Source organism: Nostoc sp. (assembly GCF_036917195.1).
Lineage (GTDB): Bacteria > Cyanobacteriota > Cyanobacteriia > Cyanobacteriales > Nostocaceae > Nostoc.
Genome location: NZ_JBALDG010000071.1, coordinates 1 through 26834, shown reverse-complemented (window position 1 = coordinate 26834; position 26834 = coordinate 1). Strand labels below are relative to the sequence as shown.

At 41.0% G+C, this 26834-nt stretch carries 18 protein-coding genes and 1 pseudogene; 11 read left to right on the top strand and 8 right to left on the bottom strand.

The window, feature by feature from the left end; translation table 11 throughout:
• Window positions 1-4: 4 nt before the first annotated feature.
• The gene (locus V7K40_RS23215) at window positions 5-181 is read right to left on the bottom strand and encodes a hypothetical protein (protein WP_334963865.1); all 177 of its coding nucleotides are present in this window, start codon (window positions 179-181) and stop codon (window positions 5-7) included.
• On the opposite strand from V7K40_RS23215, the gene fghA reads away from it, so the two are divergent.
• On the top strand, window positions 168-1004 hold the full coding sequence (fghA, locus tag V7K40_RS23210; RefSeq protein ID WP_334963863.1) for an S-formylglutathione hydrolase: 837 nt from the start codon (window positions 168-170) through the stop codon (window positions 1002-1004). The two genes, V7K40_RS23215 and fghA, sit on opposite strands and share 14 nt — an antisense overlap.
• A gap of 307 nt (window positions 1005-1311) precedes the next feature.
• Complete coding sequence (locus tag V7K40_RS23205) at window positions 1312-3750, top strand: hypothetical protein (RefSeq protein WP_334963861.1); 2439 nt, start codon at window positions 1312-1314, stop codon at window positions 3748-3750.
• A 285-nt stretch (window positions 3751-4035) separates the two neighbouring features.
• Here the strand turns inward: V7K40_RS23205 and V7K40_RS23200 are convergent, their stop codons facing one another.
• Entirely contained in the window at window positions 4036-5613 is a 1578-nt protein-coding gene (locus tag V7K40_RS23200; RefSeq protein WP_334963859.1) for a DUF1565 domain-containing protein, read from the bottom strand.
• Window positions 5614-5906: 293 nt separating this feature from the next.
• Between V7K40_RS23200 and V7K40_RS23195 the strand changes: the two genes are divergently transcribed.
• Both V7K40_RS23195 and V7K40_RS23190 read left to right on the top strand, forming a co-directional pair.
• The gene (locus tag V7K40_RS23195) at window positions 5907-6431 is read left to right on the top strand and encodes a hypothetical protein (RefSeq protein WP_334963857.1); all 525 of its coding nucleotides are present in this window, start codon (window positions 5907-5909) and stop codon (window positions 6429-6431) included.
• A gap of 236 nt (window positions 6432-6667) precedes the next feature.
• Window positions 6668-8557 (top strand): hypothetical protein, encoded by a 1890-nt coding sequence (locus tag V7K40_RS23190; protein WP_334963855.1) that lies wholly within the window; start codon window positions 6668-6670, stop codon window positions 8555-8557.
• Window positions 8558-8736: 179 nt separating this feature from the next.
• On the opposite strand, the gene rimM is transcribed toward V7K40_RS23190, so the two are convergent.
• The gene (gene rimM, locus V7K40_RS23185) at window positions 8737-9297 is read right to left on the bottom strand and encodes a ribosome maturation factor RimM (RefSeq protein ID WP_334963853.1); all 561 of its coding nucleotides are present in this window, start codon (window positions 9295-9297) and stop codon (window positions 8737-8739) included.
• Window positions 9298-9356: 59 nt separating this feature from the next.
• Complete coding sequence (locus V7K40_RS23180; RefSeq protein ID WP_334963851.1) at window positions 9357-10640, bottom strand: valine--pyruvate transaminase; 1284 nt, start codon at window positions 10638-10640, stop codon at window positions 9357-9359.
• A gap of 284 nt (window positions 10641-10924) precedes the next feature.
• On the opposite strand from V7K40_RS23180, the gene V7K40_RS23175 reads away from it, so the two are divergent.
• Entirely contained in the window at window positions 10925-12034 is a 1110-nt protein-coding gene (locus tag V7K40_RS23175; protein ID WP_334963849.1) for an S-(hydroxymethyl)glutathione dehydrogenase/class III alcohol dehydrogenase, read from the top strand.
• Between the two features lie 733 nt (window positions 12035-12767).
• Window positions 12768-13264, top strand: a pseudogene (locus V7K40_RS23170) (DUF29 domain-containing protein).
• 37 nt (window positions 13265-13301) lie between these two features.
• Here V7K40_RS23170 and V7K40_RS23165 read toward each other — a convergent pair.
• Entirely contained in the window at window positions 13302-14981 is a 1680-nt protein-coding gene (locus V7K40_RS23165; RefSeq protein ID WP_334963847.1) for an ATP-binding protein, read from the bottom strand.
• 510 nt (window positions 14982-15491) lie between these two features.
• Complete coding sequence (locus tag V7K40_RS23160; protein WP_334963845.1) at window positions 15492-17411, bottom strand: GTPase family protein; 1920 nt, start codon at window positions 17409-17411, stop codon at window positions 15492-15494.
• A gap of 225 nt (window positions 17412-17636) precedes the next feature.
• On the opposite strand from V7K40_RS23160, the gene V7K40_RS23155 reads away from it, so the two are divergent.
• The 3 genes from V7K40_RS23155 to V7K40_RS23145 all read left to right on the top strand — a co-directional run bounded on the left by V7K40_RS23155 (window position 17637) and on the right by V7K40_RS23145 (window position 19388).
• Window positions 17637-17954 carry a DUF433 domain-containing protein gene (locus V7K40_RS23155; RefSeq protein ID WP_334963843.1) on the top strand — a complete coding sequence of 106 codons (318 nt, stop codon included), beginning with the start codon at window positions 17637-17639 and terminating at the stop codon, window positions 17952-17954.
• Window positions 17951-18325 carry a DUF5615 family PIN-like protein gene (locus V7K40_RS23150; protein WP_334963841.1) on the top strand — a complete coding sequence of 125 codons (375 nt, stop codon included), beginning with the start codon at window positions 17951-17953 and terminating at the stop codon, window positions 18323-18325. Before V7K40_RS23155 ends, V7K40_RS23150 begins: the two co-directional genes overlap by 4 nt.
• Before the next feature lie 82 nt (window positions 18326-18407).
• Window positions 18408-19388 carry a DUF5763 domain-containing protein gene (locus V7K40_RS23145; protein WP_334963839.1) on the top strand — a complete coding sequence of 327 codons (981 nt, stop codon included), beginning with the start codon at window positions 18408-18410 and terminating at the stop codon, window positions 19386-19388.
• 498 nt (window positions 19389-19886) lie between these two features.
• Here V7K40_RS23145 and ebsA read toward each other — a convergent pair whose 3' ends face one another.
• The gene (ebsA, locus tag V7K40_RS23140; protein WP_334963837.1) at window positions 19887-20261 is read right to left on the bottom strand and encodes a type IV pilus biogenesis protein EbsA; all 375 of its coding nucleotides are present in this window, start codon (window positions 20259-20261) and stop codon (window positions 19887-19889) included.
• Window positions 20262-20992: 731 nt separating this feature from the next.
• Between ebsA and V7K40_RS23135 the strand changes: the two genes are divergently transcribed.
• Window positions 20993-22399, top strand: a complete 1407-nt coding sequence (locus V7K40_RS23135; protein ID WP_334963835.1) for a glycosyltransferase family 2 protein — start codon at window positions 20993-20995, stop codon at window positions 22397-22399.
• 60 nt (window positions 22400-22459) lie between these two features.
• Here the strand turns inward: V7K40_RS23135 and V7K40_RS23130 are convergent, their stop codons facing one another.
• Window positions 22460-24589, bottom strand: coding sequence for a DNA polymerase III subunit gamma/tau (locus V7K40_RS23130; RefSeq protein ID WP_334963833.1), 2130 nt, complete (start codon window positions 24587-24589; stop codon window positions 22460-22462).
• 689 nt (window positions 24590-25278) lie between these two features.
• On the opposite strand from V7K40_RS23130, the gene V7K40_RS23125 reads away from it, so the two are divergent.
• Window positions 25279-26834, top strand: a 1556-nt coding sequence (locus V7K40_RS23125; protein WP_334963831.1) for a DUF4347 domain-containing protein, incomplete at its 3' end; no start/stop codon positions are given.

Genomic DNA, 26834 nt, shown 5'->3' with positions numbered 1-26834 from the left:
TAATTTAAGTGTGTGCTACAAAGTCCAGACGCGATGAATCGCCAAGCAGCGATCGCAATTTGGTTTCGGTTATTAGAGCGATCGCTACCTCCATAGCAGAGATAATAGTTTCATTTACGCTAAAATAATCTTTCTCCGGCAGCCGTTCAGGAAAGAGAATATAACCAATGCCTAACCTCAACCTCCTTTCAGAATATAAAAGCTTTGGTGGCAAACTTGGCTTTTATAGTCATCCCTCCTCAACCTGTAACGCTGAAATGTGCTTTGCTGTCTATCAACCACCACAAGCAACTCAAAAACCAGTGCCGATTCTCTATTTCCTCTCTGGTTTAACTTGCACTGAAGAAAATTTTATGGGGAAAGCGGGGGCGCAACGCTACGCAGCCGAGTATGGTTTGATGCTGGTTGTGCCAGATACTAGTCCTCGGAACACAGGTATTCCTGGTGAGGATGATGACTGGGACTTTGGCACAGGTGCGGGCTTTTATGTTGATGCTACAGAGGAACCGTGGCATCAACACTACCAAATGTATAGCTATGTCGTCCAGGAATTACCTGCTTTAATTACCGCAAACTTCCCCACGCAACCGGAGAGACAAGGTATTTTTGGTCATTCAATGGGGGGACACGGGGCGCTTGTCTGTGCAATGAGAAACCCAGAACTCTACAAATCAGTATCAGCCTTTGCACCTATCACTGCACCTATGCGTTGTCCTTGGGGTGAAAAGGCTTTCAGTGGTTATCTTGGCAGCAATCAAGAAAGTTGGCGTGCTTATGATGCCAGTGAATTAATCAAGCAAGTAGGATATCATAGTCCAATTCTAATTGACCAAGGGACTGCTGATAAATTTTTAGTTGAGCAATTACTACCAGAGGTGTTTGAACAAGCTTGTGCAGATGTTAAGCAGCCGCTAAACTTGCGTTACCAAGAAGGCTATGACCATAGTTATTATTTCATCGCCAGTTTTATTGAAGATCATATCCGCCACCATGCGTTAGCGTAGCTTACCGTAGGTATCGCTTTATTAATTACAGCAGTTTTCATCTATTTAAACCCCACATTTCTATTTTGATTTTTGAACCCAAGTGAAGTACTGACTCCCCTTAATCCCCTCCCCACCTGCGGGGAACTCAGGGTCACCTCTGGGGATTAGGGGCAGGGAGAGAAAGCATAACTTTGAAGGGGTGGGGTTCTTGGGGTTTAATTAAGTAATTAAGCGGATATGATATAGCGTTTCCCAATAAGAGTAGTGAATCGGTGATACATAACAGATATATAATTGGTTAAACTTTGTTTGTGAGCAAATAAACATGAGTTATTTTAACCATCATCAGCATCGAAAAGACTATATCATCCTCTTAATAATTTGGCTGATAGCATTAGCTATAGATAGAGCTTGGTTTTTATTAGATGAATCGATTCCATCTTATGATCAAAGTGCCCATTTAACGACAGCATTACATCATTATAGAATTTTTCAAAACCTCAATATCTTCTCAGGAAATTGGTGGTTATCTCTGTGGCAATTAACTCCTAGTTATCGCGCTCCTTTTGTATATATTTGCACCGTACCATTTTTGATATTGTTTGGACGTGGATATGATCAAGCAAGTTTGGTCAACTTATTGTATACTGCGATGATTATACTTTCAGTGTATCATTTAAGTAATTTTTTATTTCAAAACCGAAAAATTAGCATAACTGCCAGCATATTTTGTCTATTATTTCCTATTTTGGGAATTATGCGGACAGATTATTTATTAGATTATGGTTTGACAGCAATTGTTGCAGTAACTTTTACAGTTCTGACAATTTGGAAAGATAGTTATATTGGGTTTTTCTCATGGGGGTTAACTATCATATTGGGCGTAGGAATAGGTTTAATCTTGTTGGCTAAACCTACAGGCATTATTTTTATTTTAGTTCCTAGTATTTGGGCATTAATTAGTTTTATTAGAAAACGTAAATTCATCAAGCTAATTCAAACTTGCTTATCTTTGATGATAGCTTGGTTAATTTGTCGTTTTTGGTATGGCTTAAATTGGTTAACAATTATCACATCGGCATTAAACGCTAACCAAGCCGGAAAAGGGGAGGGCGATCCTTCTGCGACAACTATTGCTGGATGGTTATACTACCCACAAATGATCCCAGAAAGCGTTGGTTTACCAATATTCTCTGTGAGTATTGGTATTTTATTGGTTTATCTTATTAAATATCAATTTACTACTGATTTAATTCCAGGATATGTTTATAAATCGGCTCGAATTTGGTTATTAGTTACCTTAGTGAGTAGCTATATAATTTGTTCTTTGGGCACAAATAAAGACATTAGATTTATTCTGCCATGCTTTCCTATAATTAGTTTAATTTTAGCGGATTTATTCAATTTAATTGAGAATATATATTTTGATAGACTGAGATTAGCAACTCTGGTATTAAGTTGCATAGTGTTACTCAATAATTTGTTCCCATTACCCCTAATTCAAGCATGGGGTGGTAAACATTTACCTAATAATGATGGCAACAAATATCCTTTAGGTAAACTGATAAATCAAATCACCGAAAAAAATTTATATTTAAGGTCAAATTTAGGGGTAATTCCCGTTTCTATACCTCAAGTAAATGAGTTTACTTTCAATTATTTTGGGGCTTTAGCAGATTTTCGCGTATATGGCAGAAAATTAACAACGAAATTATCTCAGATAGAGGAAGATTTACAATATTTTTGTTGGTATGTCACCAGAGAAAATGAATCATACAAACCAGGAGAAAAGGGAGAAACTAAACGGAAATTAAAATCTTTAGTCGAATCTTCTACTGATTTGAAATTAGAGGGCGATTGGATATTACCTAATGAAGATAAACTTAGATTATATAACTGCAAAAATCCTCATGTAGTTGTGCAAAAATTAAGTAATACTGAGTCTGTAATTAATATAGAAAAAGTGGCGATTTCTCAGGAACTAATTTTAGATAAAAATAATCCTGTAACCTATCAAATAACAGGTTCATGGGATGATTTGCAAAATGGTTTATTACTGTTAAAATGGCAAAATAGCCAATCATCTTGGGATCACGATCATGCCATTGGCTTGGGTAATTTATACTGTGGTATCAAATGTCATCCTCAAGGAACTTTCCGGGTAAAAGAAGCCTTAGCCACATTTATTCCTAAAACACTACCAGTAGGAAGATATCAACTATCAGCACTATATTTAGATAGAAGAAACAGCAAAATCACATCTTTAAATATTCCAGATATTACTGTAAATGTGACAGATTTAGGAACAGTAGAAAAATCGCCAGCTTTAGATTTAGTTACCCGCACTTCACAACTAGCACAAGATTTACAACAGGGTAAATTAAAGAATATATTTGTGCAGATATATAATTTCAATCAATACGATCCTACTCAAGATTATTTAAAACAAATTGAATTTGCAGGTAATTATCATTTGCAAAAAGAGCCAGATAACTTAAATTGGCGTTACACTCTAGTTTTATCACAACTTTTACAGCGCCAAGTTCCAGAATTAATCCAAAATTTAATAGAATTAACTAAATATGATGCTCAAAATCCTTACACATGGCTTTATTTAGCTTTTGTTTATTTATATAACTTTCAACCTGCACAAGCTGAACAAAAATTAGCGATCGCAGAACAATTAAAACCAGATATACCAGAATTAAAAACTTTAAAAACTGTAACAAATATTATGAAGTTTTTGCCATTAATCCACTTTTAAAATATCAGTAATGAACAAAATAATGTAGCAGTCCTATTTGAATTGTGAAAAATATAGACAAGAAAACAAATCACCAATAACGCTTTCTCTACGAGAGGCTTCCACCAACACGCAGCGTCTCGTAGACAAGAACGTAAACGGAAGAAAGAAGAAAGAGATATATAATTTTCACAAATGATTTAGAACTGCTATAGTCAATTTACCTTTCTTTAAAGGGACTTGCAAAGAAATAAAATTGCTCCTACAAAAATCATCCGATTTTGCTAAAACAAACTATTTTGTCAATTAAGCACTCACAATATAAGGCGAGTCGATCGCCGCTACACGTCTAGCATCCACCAAAGCTTGATATACCATCGCCGCTACCTCTGCGCGTGTAGCATCGCGGGTAGGATTGAGTTGTTTGAGATTCGGGTGATTGACGATAATCCCCTTATTTATAGCTTTTACTACCTCATCCTTGGCATATTCAGGAATCTTTGCTTGGTCATCAAAAACTTTGATAGTTGCTGTACCATCACTAGATAACTTCAATCCATTCACTAGGGAGACAATCACTTGCACACGCTGGATATTTTTGTTGGGGCCAAAGGTATTGTCAGGAAAACCAGAGAGAAATAAACCCTGATATGCCTGCTGAATTACCTTGGATGCCCAGAAGTCTGCTGGTACATCTTTGAATTTGATCACAGGGCGGTTTGGCGATGGGTTGAAAGCTTTTACCAGTAATGCGGCGTATTGCGCCCGTGTCATCGTCGCATCGGGTTTAAATGTGCGATCAGGAAAACCATTAACTATCCCCAATTTGACTAATTCCCGAATAAACCCACCCGCCCAATGATTACTAATATCGGTTAATTCGATACTAGGAGTAGGCGTGGGTGTAGGTGTGGGCGTAGGCGTAGGCGTGGGTGTGGGCGTAGGCGTGGGTGTGGGTGTGGGCGTAGGCACAGGAGTAGGCGTGGGCGTGGGTGTAGGAGTAGGCGTGGGAACTGAACTATCTGCAAACTCTACGTTTCCCGTGACTTTAGACGCATTTATTTTATTTCCCACAGAAACCAGCTTGTTGGAACTGGCATTTTGCAAATCAAATTTACCGTTATTTTGTAGAGTATTGCCGCCTGGATTATTAGTACTGCCGATATCCGGTAGGGCACTTCCAATTACTGTGATCCCATCGTCAGTGTTATTCTCACTAACATTGTTACGCAATACAGGACGAGTGCTACCAGAGATGACAATTCCAGAACGGTTTTCGGAAATTTTGTTATCTCGAAGGGTGGGTGATGCAGTATCACTAATAGCAATGCCAAAACCTGTTTTGAAGAAGGTATTACCTTGAATTTGACCTTTGGAATTTTTAGCGATCGCAATTCCATTGGCTGCATTTTCACTGAACACATTACCTAGAATAACTGGGTTAGCATCGCCTGTAGCAAATACTCCCTCCCGCTTACAGTTAATGAAGGTGCTATTAGCAACAGTAGGAGCAGTTGATTCAATCCAGACACCACTACCACGGCTAGCCAAATTTGTTACAGTCACCCCCCGGAGTTCAGCTTTATCCAGCAGCACAAATGTGATATTCTGAGCAGCAAAAGTACGGCTGAGGTAGTTACCACTTCCTTCAATCAAAATGCCATCACCTTTGTTGGCTTCATCACCCACCACTATTACGCCAGATGGAACCGTTAGCGGAAAGACTTCACCGTTAGCAGCATTATAATTCCCTTTTGCCAGTTGAATTTTAGTGTTATCTGTAGCTACCTTGAGGGCTTGGGCAATAGTTTTGAACGGGGCTTGTTGGCTACCAAGGTTGGTATTGCTACCTGATACTGGATTTACATAAAAAGTTTGAGCCATATTTATACTTCAAAAAAATACATAGCTATCTTAGCGCTAACCATGAAAGTGAGTAGCAGTTGATGCATTAAATTACTTAAAGTACTTGTCACTACAAAGTTCAAAAATTACGCATAACCCTGATTTACTCGCATATTTGTGTAGGCGTAGCCCGTCGTAGACATCGCTGGGTGCTAAACATGGCTGAAATACTCAAATTACGTATAGGACTTATGTACTAACACATAAGTCCTATTTATGTAAAAACCCTAAAGACATAATGAACTAGATTGTGTAAAACTGAACAGTTGTTTTTGAAATTTTGGAGTTTAGGGATGTCAAGCGATCGCCTGAGTCACCTTGAGGAAATTCTGACCCGTTATCGTCAACAGGTGTCAGGTAAAGAATTGACGTTGACAACGACTCCCGATGAAGACAAGGAGCGAATTAAGTTGCAGATCAGCGACGTGAAAAAATCGATGCAGCCGTATGAGCAAGAGTACTGGGAGATTCTCTCAGAGCAGTCACGATCTATGGAAATTTCAGAACAAGAGGCACAGGTTGTAGTTGCAGAAATTGTGAACCAAGTTCGTAAAATTGAAGTAAGCTCATCTACATATCCTGATGAAGTTCTTATGCTCTTGAGAGGAATCCGAGATAAACTGAATCAGCCAGATAAATCAGCAGCAGCAAAGCTCAAAGGAATAATTTCTTCAATCCCGCCTTTTGTGGGAATTTCTTACGAAGCGGAGCTAGATACAGAAAACTTCTTGCGTACCCATTTCCCAACTTTTACTAAATTGATAAAGGGAACAATTAAAAAAAAACAGCTTTCTTAACTTCTAGTGAACACGACTTCAGTAATTTAAGTACTCCTTCAAACTCAAATATAGAATTTTCAAATGAATTTAAAGATTTCCTTGATGATACTGGAATAAAGTTTGCACATCGAAATCGTGAAACTATTTCTCTAAATGATTTATTTGTCTATCCTAATTTAAGAGTTATAAAAGAATCGTTAGAAGGAATCTCATCAAATATTTCAGGTGAAAAGCTACTAGAATATGATAGCCGTATGCTTATTTTAGGAGATGAGCAGTCAGGCAGAACTACTCTTGCCAAAAAAATCTGCCTAGATGCTCTTTCCTTTGGATTCTTACCTTTACTAGTTGATGGGGCAAATATAAAAAGTTCTAGGATTGAGGAACAAATTGCAAAGTTAGTTTCAGATACATATCATTTTATATCGGTAGAAGAATTTATTAATAAATCTAATATTATTTGTATTGTTGATAATATATCAACAGTCAAACTTAATCAGAAGGGTAAAATTAAATTTATAGCAAGTCTTAATTCGATTTTTCCTCGTACTATTCTGTTTGCTGAGGAATCTTTTAGATTTGCCGTACCTGATTTTCCTGATCTTGATGATTATAAAAAATTAGAAATTCTCCCTTTTGATAATGTCCATCGTGCCAAACTAATTGATAAATGGGTTGCACTAGACTTAACTGAAGAAACAGATGATCAGCAGATTTGGGCAAAGATAGATGAACTGCGTCTCCATGTAGACTCGCTTGTACGCAAGAATGTAGTTCCTGCAAAACCATTCCACATTTTAACGCTTCTTCAGTCTTTCGAGACAATGACCACGCAGAGACTTGAACTCACTGCTTATGGACACTATTATCAGTATTTGATCTACCAAGCCCTAGAGCGTGTTCATGTAGAACGAACTGAGATTGATAGGTACTTCAATGTTTTATCAGAACTTGGGGGAGCAATTTTAGAGTCTCCCTCCGAAAGTCTTGATGACTCTGATTTGCATGCATTCTTTAAAAAATATTCAACTAATTTTCTTCCAGTTGATCAACATAAAGTGATTAGAGATTTGGTCAGTTCATTTATTCTGCAACGATCAGAGACTGGTTTAAAGTTTCGTTACCGTTATCTATTTTACTTCTTTGCAGCGAAAAAATTGGCAGACTCTCTTCATCGAGGCGAAGAAGCTAAAAAGAGAATAAAACATCTAGTAAATACGATTCATCTTGAGAAGGCATCGAACATAGTTCTGTTTCTTACGCACCATTCTAAAGATCCGTGGATTCTTGATGAGATTCTACTTTCTGTTATAGATATTTTTTATGATGAGAAAGAAGTAACACTAGAAGCAAGTTCTTTATCTTTTCTTCAAGATTTTGTTCAAGAAATACCTGACCTTGTTTTAGAGAATCGTGACGCAAGCCAAGAACGATTAGAAGATGATAGACAAAAAGATTTTATTGAACAACATGAAGATCAGGATAGCCCTGTAGATGACGACAAAGACGTAGAAGAATTTATGGTAAAGGTGAATAAAGTATTCAGAGCAATTGAAGTCTGTGGACAGATTTTAAGAAATAGGCTTGGCTCTCTAGAGCGAAATTCTCTAGAGTTCATCTATGAAGAATCAGTTTTGGTTTCACTAAGATTTCTTAGCGTCTTTATAAGATTTTCGGAATACGTGCGAGAAGAGTCAATCAGGAAAATTAAAAAGATATTAGAAGAAGAGCCAAATCTTCCAGACTCAAAAATTATTCGGGAAATTGAGTCTTTTTACTTAGGAATTAATTACACAGTTATTTTGGCGATGCTTTACAAAATTTCGTTTTCTCTAGGTTCCCCTAAAGGTCGTGACATATATATTAAAGTAACCGAAACCAACGATAAGCCTTCATTTTGCTTGATTCAAGAAATCATTGAATTGCAGTTTGAAAAAAATTTAGATACCGATAAAATTGATAAATTACACTCTGAATTCTCCAAAAATCCTGTTTGCGATCGCTTATTGAAACAGATTGTTTTGCGCCACTGTTATATGCACGATATAGGATATAAGGTTCGTCAAAAACTAGCGAGCATACTTAATATTCCAATTCAGGTACAGCGTTCAATTTTGCTCGCATCAAAAATAACTCAAGATTAGTTTGTTGCTCACATAAAAATGAAATGCTATAAAACTATGGTTAAGCAATAACAACAATTTGATAAGAAAGCACCACTGGCTCTTGCGTTAAACCGCCTAATTTTCTCATGCCTTAAGCTTTCCTTCCCCTTGAAGTATCCAGTACAGCGAAACTAGCTAAAGGTAGATTAAGTAATGACCTAATTATTAATTTCCAACAACCCAGACGGTGGTGTAATTTCAATGCGACCAGATGGCAAGTCTACCACTGGTGCGATCGCTTGTACAAATGGAATCAAAACAGTCTTTTGCTTTTTGTCAGTAGCAAATGATTCATGCAACTTCACTTCTAACAAATCATTCCCCGCAGGAATGATATCTACCACCGTACCAACGAGTTCGCCAGATGCTTGCATGAAGACTTCCAAGCCAATCAAATCGAGGACATGATATTCATCTTTGCCTAATTGGGGGCGATCGCTTGCTGGCACCATTAACTTACAACCGCGCAACGCCTCCGCCTGATCGCAATTTTCCACACCAGCTAATTTGATCACATACAAGTTTTTGTTACTGATGTAACGTCCTGTCAATAATTCGATTGGTTGTGGTTCTGTTTCACCTGAACGCAACAACCAACGTTTTCCTGGCACCTCAAATCTTTCGGGGAAGTCAGATACAGGATAAACCCGTAATTCTCCAGATAATCCTTGAGGGGCAACAATCTTACCTATTTCTAGCCAATTATCTGATTTGGGCATTGGGAAAAGAATTCTTATAACTCCTGTACAGACGCGATTAATCGCGTCTCTACCCCTAATCACGCACTCACAGCGGCACGCTGATAAGCTTCTTCAGCCACTTTTGCTAAACGTTGCATAGCGGTGGCAATCTCCTCATCGCTGCCTGTAAGGCTGATGCGGAAGCATTGGTGCTTGTGCGCCCACTCTTCCTCTAAACCAGGGAAGAAGGTACTTCCAGGGACAATAATCACACCTACTTGCTTGAGTTGCTGGTAAAATTCCCAGTCACTGATGGGTAGATCCTGTAACCACAACCAAGCAAAAATTGCTCCTTCACCGCGATGGAGATACCAAGGTAAATTCTTGGGCATCGCTTGTTCTAAGCTGGTTTCTAAAACGGTAAATTTATTTTGGTAAAAGGGACGGATGACAGTGTGAGAAATTTCCACTAATGCACCAGAATTGATTGCAAAAGCAGCGATCGCTTGGCCGTAACGTGAAGAATGGAGACTCATATTTGCTTGGAAACACTCCAACGCCTCAATCCACTTTTCATTTCCAATGGCAATACCAATCCTTTCTCCTGGTAATCCCGCTTTTGATAAACTCATGCAGTGTAAGATATTATCACCAAACACTGGTGTCATTTCGGTAAAGTTCAATGCTGGGAAGGGAGGCGCATAAGCCGAGTCAATTAACACGGGTACATTGTAAGGTGCAGCCAGGGCAACAATCTTTTTCACCTCATCATCACTGAGGACATTGCCAGTGGGATTACAGGGGCGAGAGAAGAGGACACAACCCGTGTTTTCTGTAATCGAGAGTTGGCTGAAGTCGGGGCGATATTTAAATCGGTGGGCAGCTGCATCAATATCAAGAGTCGGTTTGTGAGCGATTAGGGCTTTTGGAACTAAGCAGATACCACCGTAACCTGTGTAGTCAGGACAGAGGGGCAAAACAATTTGTTTTAACTCGCCGCTGGGAGTATAGCCAGCGAAGGCATTCGCAGCGTAGAAGTAAAGGGTTTGACTGCCGGAGGTAATGAGGATATTGCCTTCGGTCAAGTTTAACCCGTAGCGTTTGTTAAAATCATTGACGATCGCTTCAACAAATGGTGCATAGCCCTGACTTGAGCCGTAGCGACAAACTACCTCACCATATTCTGGACTAGCGAGAAGTTGTGCAGTACAATCCCGCCATAACTGCTCTACCTCTGGCAAAATCAACGGATTACCAGCACTCAAATTAATAAACTCCTGCCCTGCACCCGCTCGTAATGTCTCGATAATATCCTTCATGATTGCTCTTACGCCAGTCAGGTTTGACATTTGAGCGCCAATTTGAGTTAGGTCAGGGTTCATAAGCTGTGACAAAATATATTAATTGAGGAGTGGACAAAATATTTGGGGGTTGCTGCTGACATCAAGTTTACATCGTTGGCAAAACAGCTGTTGCCGCCTTTAACCAATTTAGCTACAGAATGATATTTTAACAAAGTGATATTTATGGTTTTAGTGGCGATCGTGCTTACTAAATACGATGAAGTGATGCAAAAGTGGTTCATGCACTCAATATGTTTAAGTGAAATAATCCCGGTACTTCAGCACTGGTAAGAAAGTCAAAAAACTATATAGGAGGGCTGACGTTGCAAGTTAAAGCAGCAGTAGCTTACAGCGCAGGTAAGCCGTTGACGATTGAAACCGTTCAACTATCGGGGCCACAAGCCGGCGAAGTGTTAGTTGAGGTTAAAGCCACCGGAGTTTGCCATACCGACGCCTTTACTCTATCTGGTAACGATCCCGAAGGTTTGTTTCCAGCAATTTTGGGACATGAAGGTGCTGGTGTGGTGGTAGAGATAGGCGCTGGTGTCACCAGCCTCAAACCAGGGGATCACGTGATTCCCCTTTACACTCCCGAATGCCGTCAGTGCGAATATTGCCTGAGTTTCAAAACTAATCTTTGTCAAGCCATTCGCTTAACTCAAGGACGCGGTGTCATGCCCGATGGCACCAGTCGCTTTAGTATCGATGGGCAGATGATTCATCATTACATGGGTACATCCACTTTTGCCAACTATACAGTACTGCCGGAAATCGCCCTGGCAAAAATTCGGGAAGACGCCCCATTTGATAAAGTTTGTTACATTGGCTGTGGTGTGACTACTGGTGTTGGTGCAGTCATCAATACTGCCAAGGTGGAACCGGGAGCAAATGTCGTGGTTTTCGGCTTGGGTGGTATTGGTTTAAATGTCATCCAAGCGGCGCGGATGGTGGGAGTGAATATGATTGTCGGGGTGGATCTTAATCCCAGCAAACGCGCCTTGGCAGAAAAGCTTGGCATGACGCACTTTGTCAATCCCCAGGAAGTAGAGGGTGATTTAGTTCCCTATCTGGTTGATTTAACAAAAGGCGGTGCTGATTACAGTTTTGAATGTATCGGTAATGTCAAAGTTATGCGTCAAGCATTAGAATGCTGCCATAAAGGTTGGGGCGTCAGTGTGATTATCGGTGTTGCTGGTGCTGGACAGGAAATCAGTACTCGTCCTTTTCAATTAGTAACTGGGCGCGTTTGGAAAGGTTCGGCATTCGGTGGCGCTAGAGGACGTACAGATGTGCCGAAAATTGTTGATTGGTATATGGAAGGTAAAATAAACATTGATGATTTGATTACCCATGTGATGCCGATTGAGCAAATTAATGATGCTTTTGAGTTGATGCATAAAGGGGAATCAATTAGGAGTGTGCTGACTTTCTAGTTCGTAATACTCGCCTCCGGCGAGAAGCAAGCTACGTAATTTGTAATTTGTAATTAAAAAGGCTTTGTAGCTGATGGAATGCTACGAATAAAAGCCAATACGCTTGGCTTTGTGGAGAATTGTAGGTTGGGTTAAGCAAAGCGCAACCCAACCTATACAATTTAAGGTTTTTGGCGCTAACCCAAGCGTATTGTAATAAAAGCCTAAAGTTTTGTGTCGCTCGTTCCCAGCCTGGAGGCTGAGGATGTATTCAAACAGGTCTGCTGCCTCTCGTCAATCCGCAGAGCGTCTTTGGCTTTGCTCCTGAATTCTGATTTTTAAATTCTGAATTCTTCTTCAAGTATATTTGCTGATTACTTTATCAAAATACTTAATTACTTTATCAAAATACTTAATTACTTTATCAAAATACCTAATTACTTGATTAAAATAGCATTTGACTTACTCAAAAGCTCATTCGACTTACTCATTTTGGTGTTTTCCGCAAGTAAAAGCTCATTTGACTTACTCAAAAGCTTATTCGACTTCCTCATTTTGGTGTTTTCCGCAAGTAAAAGCTTATTCGACTTCCTCATTTTGGTGTTTTCCGCAAGTAAAAGCTCATTCGACTTACTCTTTGGGTCTATCAAGCATTAATTGTATTGTAAATAGATAGGTGTGAATAATTAAAGGACTTTCATCCAGGCTAAAGCACCCTAGAATTAAGGAAGGTTCACCAGGTTTTGAATCAACTATGCAAACACCACAAACAAGACAAATAGAGGGAAACCTGATGCTAAACTTCTATGAAGCAGACTTTTACAGTTGGACTCAAGAACAGGCTAACCTTCTGCGTCATCACCAATGGAATAAGCTTGACTTGCCAAATTTAATTGAGGAAATTGAATCTTTGGGAAGAAAGGAATGCCAAGAATTGAGAAATCGTCTTAGTATATTAATTGGACATTTACTCAAATGGGAATATCAACCAAAGCAACGGAGTCGTAGCTGGTTAGCGATAATTAGAGTCCAACGACGGAAATTCTCAAGTTGATGAGCGAAAATCCTAGCTTAAAGCCTTACCTTGAAGAAGCACTCCCGGAATCCTATGAAAACAGTAGGGATTTAGCATCAGGAGAAACAAATCTACCACTCTCAACTTTTCCCCAGCAATGCTTATATCCTTTTGAGGAAATTCTGAGCGATCGCTTTTATCCGGGTGAGCCTGCGACAAATGATTTAATGGATTGACTTTTCTCCAGTCTCAAGACGCAAGTAACAAAATTTCTTAACTTGATAATACCCCATCAAAGTATCGATCAATTTCTGCCGTAAGTTTTTCAAAGTCCACAGGCTTGGTTAAGTGGCATTTAAAACCAGCCTGAAGCGCAAGTTCCCTATCCTCTTGGCTACCGTAGCCGGTGAGCGCAATCAGAATTGAGCGAGTAAATTTGGAGTCTTTACTCAATTCCTGTGCAACGGCGAATCCATCCATCTCAGGAAGTCCAATATCACAAATAATCACATCAGGCTCAAACTCTCTTGCAGTTTGTACCCCTGAAATTCCATTGTTGGCAATGGAAACTTCATGCCCGAAGTACTCAAGCACTGCTTTTAATGTTACGGCTGAATCGTCATTATCTTCGATAACTAAAATCTTCAACGATTTTTTAGCTGCCTCTATAATCTCTAGGTCGTTGTCCAAGGCTGTAATCTCTTCGCATACAGGGAGAGTGACTTTGAATTCTGCTCCCAAATTGATCCCTCTACTTGAGGCTTCAACATGACCACCATGAAGTTCAACAAGACTTTTGACTACCGATAGTCCCAGACCTAGCCCGCCCCTCGAACGGTCTAAGCTGCGATCGGCCTGGGTAAACGGCTCGAAGAGTTCTGGTAAGATTGTCGGGTCTATCCCTATGCCTGAGTCTCTTACAGATAAGACCGCTATACTACCTGAGCCATTCTCACTTGAAATCAATGAGAGATCGACCCAGATCGTCCCATCTGGCTTTGAAAACTTTAAGGCGTTCTCAAGAAGGTTGCGAAAGACTTGAAAGAAGCGGGTGGAGTCAACATCAGCCCATACAGGCGTGTTTGGCAGGTCTTGTACTACGGTAAGGTTGGATCTCTTTATTGCTTGTGCATGGTCATTGAGAGTCTGGCGAACCAAATCTACCAGATTAAACTTCTCAAGATTTAATGAAATCTTCCCGTAAGTGATGGACGATACGTCGAGCAGCTCATCGATCAACTTCGAGAGGTGCTTAATCTGGTGTTGCATCATTAAGACTGTTTCCCCGACTGCGCCAGTCTCGCCCAGCTTCAACTTGAGAAGCTGAACCCCGTTGGAGATCGGGGCAACGGGATTCCTCAACTCGTGAGCTAGCATCGCAATGAATTTGTCTTTAAGCGCGTTTTGGTTCGTAAGTTTCTGGATAAGTTGAACGTTCGATATCGCAACTGCCGTAGTGTCGGTCAAAATCTCAAGCAATTCTATCTCTTCAGTCGTGGCTCGGTGTCGTCTACTCCAGTAGGCTCCGATCGCACCCAGTGGATCAGAAATCCGTATGGGAACCATCACTAAACTTTTGACAAAAGTAACTTTATATGCATCAAGAGGAATTCGTGCATCCTGGTAAATGTCCTCAATCACCGCTGCTTGTTTATTGAGCATTGCCCAACCGGAGATGCAAGACTTGAGTGGAAAACGCATACCTTTCCAAAGTGGCCCAATGGCGTTTTCATCAACATAGTGGCAACATTCACCATCCCGCAGTACAAAAGTTACTCCATCAGCATTCGTGAGATCCCGAGCCGCCAAACGCACAATCTCAATAATTTCCTCAATAGTCCGCACACTAGCCAAATCCTTCACAACCGAAAGTAGCCTATTGTAAGACGAAATGCTATAGCTCTGATGCGAATTCTGTTCTTGAGAGATGGAGGTTTGTAATATATTTTTCATAAAGAACTCTGAACAAAAGGGAAGTCTGGGTAAAAACTTAAGTAAAGCGGGTAGGTTTCAGCAGACACATAATCTTAACTTTGATGTTAAAAGTACGACCTGTTAACGCATTTTTTGTTCTCCTCTTTAAGAGTATAAATATCTTTAAGGCTGCTGGGTAAATATTCAGTATTTACGTAGGAAGAATCCAACTTATACTGTTTAATATAGCGAGTGAATGTAGTTAGTATCGTTATTTAAACGTATCAGTTGCGAGAGAATGCAAGATGTGTTACTGATAGCGTTTGCGTAGTGTTTCGTAGGAAGCTCTCAACTCTTGGAGAGGCTGCGTCAACGAGTTCTTGGAGCGTCACAGTCCGTTTTAGACATAGCTTATGGACATTAATAGAACTTACGCACCATAACAAAATTACCTCATTGCGAGCGAAGCGTCTCCTAGAGAAGCAATCTCAAACCTTGATTTTACATTCTTAGTGCGTAAGTCCTAATTATTTCCTCAACGCAGACAAATTATTTGGCAATCGATAGATAATACTCAAATCGCTCCCGAAGTTGTTTAATTGTCAAATTTTGAGTCCAGTACTCCACTAGGGCGTGACCAAATGCCCAAGCGTTGCGATCAGGTGAAGCGGAGTTTTCTAGCAGTAGCGGCCAGAGGGATACCAATTCAAAGTTGAGCGAGTTAGGGTTGCTTGTATTCAAGAGCGAGAAAAGCTCATATCCCATTTGGAGTTTGCCAATTACAATCGGCAACTGTTCCACGGGAATTTGCTCCGCCAGCATATAGGCTAGGGCTGGAGATCCGGTTGAGAGGGTAGAAACAAACTGGAGGACGGGACTTTTGAGCAATGCCGTTAGTCCCTGTGTTGTCGTCATCTGGAAGGTATAATGGTCGATAATTTTGGCAGCGGCGATGGTGCGGGCTTCAAGGTTACGCAAAAAGCGGGCGAGACGGAGTTGCTTGGTAGGTGCGATCGCATCTATTAATCCCAACGATAGCGCCTCTACTCCCCAAGCGATTCTACTTGTTTTGCTGTCAGCTGTAACCACAGGTAGAACTAGATTACAGAAGTTTCCTAGCAGTTTGGCGCGATACTCAGTGGCTTCGCGAATCGCAATTTCCTTGGGACGATCGCCCCATTCCCAATCATAAGGCGGTTGCCATTCGCGGATGGGACGCAGACGATCTACCTGGGTAACGATCGCGATCGCAGGTAAATCTGCAACTTCTGCTTTCATATCTTGCAGAAAGTCTACATCCATTTGTAATGCAGGATCGAGAGCAGGGGTAGCTAACAGCAGCAAATCTGCATTGATGGCATAATCAAGCACTAGGTCTCGGAGAGCGGCACGGTTGACTTGTTCATAACCAGGTGTATCCCAAAGCGTCAAGGTTTCCCCACTTTGAGTTTGCCATTGATAATTCTGAATGCGATCAGTACTGGGTAAAACATCTACCTCTGCTAAATCCGCCTGAAATAGTGTGTTAATCAGGCTACTTTTTCCCGACCCTGTGCGTCCCACCAGCAGAATATTCACGGGTTTTTGCTCAACTGCCTCGGCTGGTTGAGCTTGAGTCAGGATTTCTCGGAGTGTTTGAGTTTTTACCTTGGGTAAAGTTGGGGTAGAAACAGCGGTTGCTGAAGCTGGTAATGTCCCACCTCCGTAGAGAGCGATCGCCTGTCGGCATAAGTTTCTCAGGGCAGCTTCCCGGAATAACTGGCTCAAATTCCCCAATAATTGCTGAGTTGCTTGGTTACTAGAACCCTGACTAACTTGTTTTGCCACCGCCGCCACCGGATTTAAGACCCACTGTGCCCAGTTCCAAGCTTTCCAGAATTTCCGAGCCGATGGTTCCAACTTTCGGTAGACTTCGTATCCTTGGTATGCTTGTCCAACCGTCACCTGATTAAGGACAGGAGATAACTTCTGCATCCACTGATCCACATCATCCACCGTTCCCCGAATCAGCCCATAAGCTTGGGGGACGTAAATGTTCAGCAGGGGATATTGAATTTGAGGATTGTAGATATGAGCGATCGCTACAACCAAATCCTGGCATCGTGTCCAAAAGGTTTGCCAGTCTTCCCAAATCGGGCGATCGCTTTGTGCTGCTTGCAAAATCTCTTGGAGTGCGGTTTCTGCAAGCTTTGTGACATCACTTCCCACTCGTGGCCCTACTGTATCCTCTGCTGCCGATTCCAGGTCTTCGCGGACTTGGGTTAATACAGCTTCCACTTGGTTAACAGCAGGTTGAGTCCATTTTACCAACAGCCAACGCCAACCCACAAATAAAAGGGTGAATACACCCCAAATCCAATTAATGCCCCACGCATGAATTTGTGAACCAGCGGCTACCAATAAGAAAATGATGATGAAAGCGATCGGGATTGCTAAGACGACCCACTGCCACGGTTTTAATCGCACCATTGCCCTATACCTGCTTTGAAATGTTGGGAAATTCGAGTTTTTGCAAAAATTACTCTTATAAAAAGTCTATCGTCTCCAATCTAAGCAGGATGTTTGGTATTCTGGGATTAGTGCTAGACTCCTAATTATTAGGGATAAATGTTTTATTTTGGTGTGGGCAGCCAAATAAATAACTGGACATTTATATTTCTAAATTAGAAGAAGTTTTAAATTGCTCAGTTGCTTATGGAAGCAAAATTTAGTAAACAAGCTATGCAAACCATTACCGACATTGGCACGCTGATTGTCAGCACACTGGGAACTTGTGGTGGTCGCCCTCGGATTGCGGGACACCGGATTACAGTACACAATATTGCGATCGACTTTAACGCAGGCATGAAACCGGAAGAGATAGTTGCCCAAAGACCACAGCTAATGTTGGCACAAGTTTATGCAGCGCTAGCTTACTACTATGTTAATAAAGAAGTAATAGACACGGAGATTGCCATAGAAATCGAAGAATATGACCGTTTGGAAGCTGAATACACGCCGAAGAGACAGTGAGCCAAATTCGTTTGTATTTAGATGAGGACAGCGTTGAGAAGTCTTTAATCAAAGCTTTCTGTAATGCAAACTTGGATGTTATGACAGTTGCGGATGTGAGCAGGCAGAGCTATTCTGATGATGAGCAGCTAATTTGGGCAACAGAGCAAGGGCGTGCCATATATAGCTACAACCGAAGAGACTTCTGCTGTTTGCATAACGAGTTTTTAGCCACACAGAGAAATCACGCTGGCATTATTTTGTTGCAGCAGCAACGCTATTCCGTAGGGCAACAGTTACAAGGGTTACTCAAGTTAGTTGCTACTCGTTCGGCTGAGGAGATGCTAAACCAATTGGTATTTTTGAGTGCTTATATTGATAAAAGCTCTTAGAGCACTGTCAGCGTTTTAATTAATACTAGGTTTCATTGAGAAGACCGCTATTTTAATAAAAATATACTCAAAGTGATCTAACATGTCATCAGCTAATTGCAAGGCAATAACTAAATCTGGAGAAAAATGTAAGCTCAAAGCTAATTCTTCTGGATACTGTCATATACATGATCCTGAAAAAATTGCTGAATCCGAGGCGAAACAACATTTACCTGAAATGTTCGCAGATGAGGTTTCAGCCAAGAGCTTTAGCCAACGACGAGGCTTGAAGCCAATATCTGAGATTATCCAAATTGATAGTATGAATGATGATCTACGGAATTCTCTTTGGAATGTTTTAAGTGCAAATTTCTTACTTGAGTACTCAGAAAAATTAAGTTTTGAGATTATGAGATATTCAGATATAGATATAGATAATTTTATTAAATATCTTTGGAAAAACTATTTTAAGTATCCTTTGGATAACTTGCCTAGAGGATCAAGAGCATCTGTAAACTGGTTACTAAAATATTTCCAAAAGTGCCAATATAATGAAGTTTATGATTTTCTTGCGTTTATAATCAACTATTTCAGAACTCCAGAACTTGTAGAAGATATAAATTTTGTATTAGAAAGAGAACTTGCAGGTTATAGATTTGTCGGAGGTGTATTCACAGATATCACCAATGATCAAGAAATTGAAATGCTTGAGCAAGCAGTAGATGATAAAAATTTTCCTGCTGTGTCCAGCCATTTGAAGCGCTCCCTTGCTTTAATGAGTGATAAAGAAAATACTGACTACAGAAACTCTATAAAAGAATCTATTTCCGCAGTTGAAAGTCTTGCAAAAGCTATTACCGGAAAACCAAAAGCAACTTTAGGAGAAGCCCTGAAAGTTCTGGAAGTTTCTAATAAGTTACATCCCGCTTTAAAAAATTCATTTTTAAATCTGTATGGATATACAAGTGATGAGGGAGGTATCAGACATGCTATGTTGACTGAGCCTGATCTAACTATTGCTGATGCAAAGTACTTTTTACTTTCATGTACGTCTTTCATAAATTACCTGAAATCGAAAATTTAGAGTGGGAGCGCTTTTTAATCGAATTTTGTAAGATAAGGAGCGATTATCTTCAACACACTCCACGATCACAAGCAAGAATAAAGATAGGGATTACCTGTCAGAGAGACTTAAAATACTAAAAATGTTACACTTTCTTAGCATTCAAGGAGTAATGGCTGTGGCTTCCATCACGATCAATATTTCTGATGAACAATTGTAGAAGCTGCAAGCATTAGCACGAGAGAGTGGGATCTCGCTTAAAGATTTATTATGTCCCAAAATAGAAGACTGGCTCAATCACCCGACGAGCGAGTTGGCTCAAGCAGCCAACTATGTGCTGAGAAAAAATGCCGAATTGTACCGACGTTTAGTGCGTGATTAAAAAAACGGTGGTTGTTCACGCGTCGTGGCTTTATTTGAAGAATTTATGCGATCGCTAATGGAATAGTGATAAATTTCATAATCATATAAGGTAGTTTTAAAGACAAGCCGAACTTGCAAAAGTCCGGCTGAGTTTAATCAATCTTCTATACGCAGTAGCTTGCGGTAAAACAGTTGTGAAAAATCGGTCGCACGATGACGTTTATAGTTGTCCATAAGTTCAATTAAAAAATTAATAAACTCGAAACTGGCCATCATCAGTTCATAACTTAGTTCAGCGTTGCCATCAAACTGGATTCGGCAACGCGTTAAGTCTGAGGGTAAAGTAGCAACATTCCAGGAGGCGACAAAGGGGACATGCTCACTGCCTTCTATCTTCCGTTGTCCCTCCAAGACCCCTTTTTGATAGAGACTGATGGCATAGGGTAAAAAATTGCGCCTAGCACCCTGAATGTAAGGTAAGTAAACACTGGCTTGTTGTTGAGTGACAGGCTGGAGTTGCTCAATAGACATTGTTAAATATTCCTCAAGTTAGTTAGCAACTGGGGATATTAGCGTTCTTTTATTACTCTCATTAGAGAATATTTAAAACCTTGTTTCTCCGTGCTTGGTTCCAAACAAGGATTTTTTTGGCTTTGCTGATAAAGCGGTCAGCATCTTATTTTTATCTCCTCAAAGATATAAAAGAGCGTTAGTAGCTCTTAGTAGTATTCCCAAAAAATGTGTCTAAAGCACACAGTAGAGGAGCATGGGAAGAAGAACTTTTGACCCATAGCCCATGCCCAATGTCCGATAAATGAAGTTACTGCTAAGAAATATTAAAATTTCGGTTACAATGATGCTGCATTAACTTTTATCGAAGCTGGGGCAATAACACTAAAAATCCTCACTGGAAAGTGGTGGATGTCGTTATTGCTATTGCTGGCAACGACAAACTGCTGCTACCTTGTGATCACTTTTCCTAATCTGGAGTTTCCATTAGTGAAAGTCCGACTTTACAAGCTTCCTACCCAAGTGGTTATCAAAGGAATTAAGCCTCTGTCTAAGAGTAGCAAAGGTGGTTAACACAAGGTAATTAAGCACAGTGACGGTGAAAACAAAGGTAGTCCCAGCGGCTTGTAGCTTAGGGATAGCGGGTATTGCAGTTTACCCATTTCGATTAATATCGGGAAAAGTAGCTTGGGGATATTTGTCCGTAAAATTACTAACTGTAGACAAATACTGGTTTTTAAATCAACTAACCTATGCCAGCGAATTCCTGGCCCGAAGAAGATTCTTATCAAGAGCTTGATTCGCTCAACTCCTTGTTGTCTGACCTATCAGTAGATGAGGAGTCAGGGTCTGAGACAGAACCTGTGTCTCTAACATCCCAGTTTCAAGGTCGTAGACGCAAAGCCGCTCTAGTCTTGACTATCGTCTGGAGTGGCACGATCGCTCTACATTTAGTTTCTTGGGCTTCCATATTAATTCTAGGACTGACCACCATTCTAGGATTTCATGCTTTGGTGGTAGTGTTTGCTAAATCCCGTCGCTATCCAAAAGAAATACAAGGAGATTTGCCCTTTGTATCTATGCTAGTGGCTGCGAAAAATGAGGAAACGGTAATTGCTAAATTAGTCAATAATCTTTGTAATCTGGAATATCCAGGTGGGCAGTACGAAGTATGGATAATTGACGATCACAGCAGTGATCGCACGCCACATTTATTAGCAGAACTAGAACAGAAATACGAACAACTGAAAGTACTAAGGCGTTCAGCAGAAGCTAGTGGTGGCAAATCGGGGGCGTTGAATCAGGTATTGCCGCTGACAAAGGGCAGTATTATAGCAGTATTTGATGCTGATGCCCAAGTGACACCAGACTTGTTACTACAGGTAATACCTTTATTTCAAAGAGAAAAGGTAGGGGCGGTGCAGGTGCGAAAAGTGATCGCCAACGCTAAAGAAAACTTTTGGACTAAGGGTCAAATGGCAGAAATGGCACTTGATACCTGGTTTCAGCAACAGCGGACTGCCCTTGGTGGTATTGGCGAACTACGGGGCAATGGTCAATTTGTCCGGCGTTCAGCCTTGGAAAGCTGCGGTGGCTGGAACGAGGAAACCATTACCGATGATTTAGATTTGACAATCCGCTTACATTTAGAAAAATGGGATATTGAGTGTGTTTTTCATCCAGCGGTGCAAGAAGAAGGAGTGACAAGTGCAGTTGCACTCTGGCATCAGCGCAACCGTTGGGCAGAAGGCGGATATCAACGCTATTTGGATTATTGGGATTTAATTCTCAAGAACCGCATGGGATGGCGCAAAAGCTGGGATTTGCTGATTTTTATGCTGATTATGTATATCTTGCCTACAGCAACAATACCAGATTTACTAATGGCGATCGCCCGTCATCGTCCACCAATGTTAAGTCCGATCACAGGCTTGTCCGTTACTATGTCGATGGTGGGGATGTACACAGGTCTAAGGCGGATACGTCAAGATCAGAAATTCTCACTTTCTACATATTTTCTGATGCTGGTGCAAACCCTGCGTGGCAGTTTATATATGTTGCACTGGTTAGTAGTCATGAGCAGTACTACTGCCCGCATGTCGGTAAGACCAAAGCGCTTGAAATGGGTGAAAACCTTGCATACGGGGAATGGGGAATAGCCCCCAACGGAGAATTTAAAATTTAAAATGCAAAATTAGCAAAAATAATTTTGCATTTTTTTATTCATCATCAACTTCTGATTCCTCTACCCACTCAGGTGTAGTTATAGAATCGGAAAATTGTGTTGAATCCTCTGCAAAGCGGATAATTTGTCCGTTGAAGAATTCTGCTAGACGTTGAGCTGCGATCGCTACTTCGTCAGGTTCCCAATCAGGTGCGGGTGTTTGCTTTGGCGCTGTAGGCAAAGCGAACACCCCATTTCCATTTACGCCATTTCCATTTACACCATTTCCATTCCTTGCTACCGACTCGCTTTTTACTGGTGCTGGTGTCGGTGCTGGTGGTGGAGTTGCTGGCTGTGGTACTGACGCTGGAGGCGAAATTTGCTGGTTATAACTAGGAGATGGTGGCTGCTGAACGCGAGTAGAGTCTTTTGGAGGAGAATTTTTTTGGGCTGAGGTAGAGTTTGAAGAAGTTCCTTTTTCTATATTTATCTGGATTTCACGCTGAAAAGTCTGCTGGAAAGCTGCCGCAATCATAGGTAGATAAGATTTCCCCTTGTCATACCATGCCTGTTTGATAGCAATTTGAGCCACAACACCGTCGAACTCTATGAGTTGGCTCATTTGACGCAGCATTTCTTGCCTTGATTTTGGCTGGAGGTTAGCAAGCACCTGTTGCCAAACCTGAGTTAAGTCATATTCTGCTTCTTCAACAACTTCTGAAGTTACTGGTTCAACGTTCGCAGGCGGCACAGGAACAGATACAGGTTCTGGGGTTGGTGGTGAAACTGAGTTAGCAGCAGAATTGTGATTTGTTTGTCGTTCAACTGCGGGGGATGAAGTGACGGGCTGATTTTGGGTAGCTGCTAGGTGAGAATTGTGATTTGTTTGCCGTTCAACTGCGGGAGATGAAGTGACGGGCTGATTTTGGGCAGCTGCTAGGTGATTGGGAGATGCAGAATTATGATTTGTTTGCGGATCAGCTAAAGGTACAGAAGAGACTGCCTGATTTTGAGCAACTGCTGGAGGATAGCTTGGAGATACAGCAGGTGTGTTAACTCGCGGCGCGACACTTGGGGCTTGTGGCTGAATATTCGTCGCACTGGGTAACAATCCTAGTAATGTTACTTCCAACCACAAACGCGGCTGGGTGGTATTTTTAATTTGCACTTCAGCTTCTCGCAGGTGTTTCTGTCCTGCTAAAATCGCGCTCATATCGAAGTATTGGGCAAACTCAACCAGTGCTGTCCAGGTTTGTTGAGTACAAGCAACTAAATCGTGGCGCTTGGGTGCTGTTCTGGCAATCAATAAATCGCGGTAAAAGGCGGCAAGATTTTGCAGAAGAGTTAGCGGTTCTCGACCACGATCTAGAATTTTATGGGTACAGTCCAGAACTGCTTCGGGTTTATCTTGAGCGATCGCATTTAAAAGCCCCAGTAAGTCCTGTTCGCTCACTGTTCCAACCAAATCCCAAACTCTATCCGGTGTCACTTCACCCGCTAACAAACCCAATTGGTCAAGTAGACTTTCGGCATCCCGCAACCCTCCCTGAGCAAGTTGGGCTACCAACGTTACAGCATCGCCTGAAATATGAATGTTTTCTTTAAAGGCGATCGCACTTAAATGCTTGACCATCGCTTCTAACTGAATGCGTCTAAAATCAAACCTTTGACAGCGCGAAATAATCGTTGGTAACACCCGTTGCGGATCTGTTGTAGCCAATACAAATACTACGTGTCTTGGTGGTTCTTCTAGTGTCTTAAGTAGCGCGTTAAATGCCTGGGTACTGAGCATGTGGCACTCGTCGATTACATAAACCTTGTAGCGACACTGCACAGGAGCAAACTGGGCTTTTTCAATTAACTCGCGGATATTATCGACACCAGTGTTGCTGGCGGCATCGATTTCAATTATATCTAAGGCGTAGCCCTTGGTGATTCCCTGACAAACCTCACACACGCCGCAGGGTTGAGCAGTGGGCTTGTCACTTTTGAGACAATTGAGGGATTTAGCCAGAATCCGGGCACTAGAAGTTTTCCCCGTACCTCTAGGCCCAGTGAATAAATAGGCGGGGGCAATTTTGGATGTGCCGATCGCGTTCGTGAGGGTGGTAGCGATCGCCTCTTGGCCCACCAGTTCAGCAAAACTTTTGGGGCGATATTTGTGGTGCAGGGGTTCGTAAGACATGAAAATATAGACTTCAATGCCTTTCAAAGTTAATTACTAGCACCGAGTCGAGTTTAGGATTCAACTATTTTAAACTCTTGTACCTGCTTTGTTTGTTGATTTTGCCATAGCGCAAGACTCAAATAATGGTGGAAATTTTGGTACTTAAGAAACTTACAGCTAGAGCTTATCCTCTACTATGATTTCAACCAACATCAACGTATGGCAATTATAGCATATTCTTTAGTACATTTGTTCTATAAAGAAAAATTGGGAGTAGGGAAGAATAACTATTGCTCAATCAGGACTTACACGCTCAAATCTCCCAACCTCCTTAAGAGGTTAGGGGGATCTACGTTTCAGGCTTCAGTGCGTAAGTCCTATATATACTCAAGCTAGACTTAGAACAGAAACGCAATTTTTTAAGTGTTTATACTGTAGCTTAAAATAAAAAGTATCGTTAAATTTACATAAATTACAAAAAAAATGTCTTTTAAAATTACACCTAATAACTTGTGATATAGAGGCTAAAGCTTTATAAACTAACATTTTGAGGTTTCTTTAGTTAAAAATTTTCAGGCGTTGCATAACAGTAGCAATTATATAGTATTTGTCCTTATTCTACAAAGAATCAGGACGCTATTTCCGTGTGCTTTTAAATAGTAAACAGTCAGCAATATTTAATCAGTAAACCGAAAATTTTCCCCAAGATGAATTATAAACTAACTCAACTGCTTTTTATTGATGCGACTGTTAATGATATTGAGACTTTATTGCAGGGGGCTTTACCTGGTATTGAAGCGCATGTCCTTTCTGGTGAGCAAGATGGTGTAGCCCAAATTACCCATATTCTGCAACACCGTCCAGAAGTTAATACACTTCACATTGTTTCTCATGGTTCACCAGGTTGTTTGTATTTGGGTAACAGTCAACTTAGTCTTGATACCCTGAATATTTACACATCTCAGTTGCAAAGTTGGTCAAGAGATGAACTGACTTTGATACTCTACGGTTGTAATGTTGCAACCGGAGATGCGGGGGAAGAATTTGTTAATAAATTGCACCAGTTAACAGGGTCAAATATTGCTGCTTCTGAGAGTCTGACAGGGAATGCAGCTTTAGGGGGAAATTGGGAATTAGAAATAACATTGGGTAACGTTACCACAGGTAAAGCTTTTACCCTTGAGGCGATGACGACTTACTCAGGGGTTCTACCTGGAACATACAGTTATCAAACGGTTAATACAACATTTCAGGATATTAATGTTACGGGTACGAGTATTACTGGTGCAAGTAATACCTCTGATGACGATGAATATAACCTAACCCTACCTTTTAACTTCAATTTCTATGGCGTTAATTACAACCAAGTAAGAGTAGGTAATAATGGTGGGCTAATCTTTGCCAATACTGGTGATATTCCTGTTACTAACGCTTCTTTACCGACAAGTGCTCTTCCAGCACCTGCTATTCTCCCTTTCTGGGATGATCTGTATAACGGTAAAATATACTCTCAAACCATAGGCAGTGCTGGTAGTCGTCAGTTTGTCATTCAGTGGACAGTACCCCACTATTCTGCTCAAACCAATACCGCCAACTTTCAAGTTCTTCTCTACGAAGCAACTAACAAAATTGATTTCGTTTACAACGACGTATCATTTGGCAACGCTAGTTATGATGGTGGCAAGAGTGCTACGGTTGGCATTCAAGAAAATAGTACTAATGCGCTACAGTACTCCTTCAACACCGCCAGCCTAAGCAATGGCCAAGCTATAGGTTTCGCGTCATCAAACAGCGCACCTACCCTGAATACTCCCACCGCCATCAGTTACACTGACACCGCCAATGATGACACCTTTACTGCTGAAACTGGTACATTAGCGGCTACTGACCCAGATAGCGGACAAACCCTCACCTACGGGATTACTGGTGGTACAATCAATGGCACAACTGTTACCAAAACCGGAACTTACGGTACTCTTAGCCTCGACAGCAGCACCGGAGCATATACCTTTACACCCATTGATAGTGCAATTGAAGCACTGACAAGCAACGCTACAGAAGGATTTACCTTTACAGTTAGTGATGGTAGTGCTAATGATAGCAAAACCCTAAATATTAACCTGACTGGTGTAAACGATACACCGACTCTGAATACTCCCACTGCTATTAGTTACACTGACACCGCCAATGATGACACCTTTACTGCTGAAACTGGTACATTAGCGGCTACTGACCCAGATAGCGGACAAACCCTCACCTACGG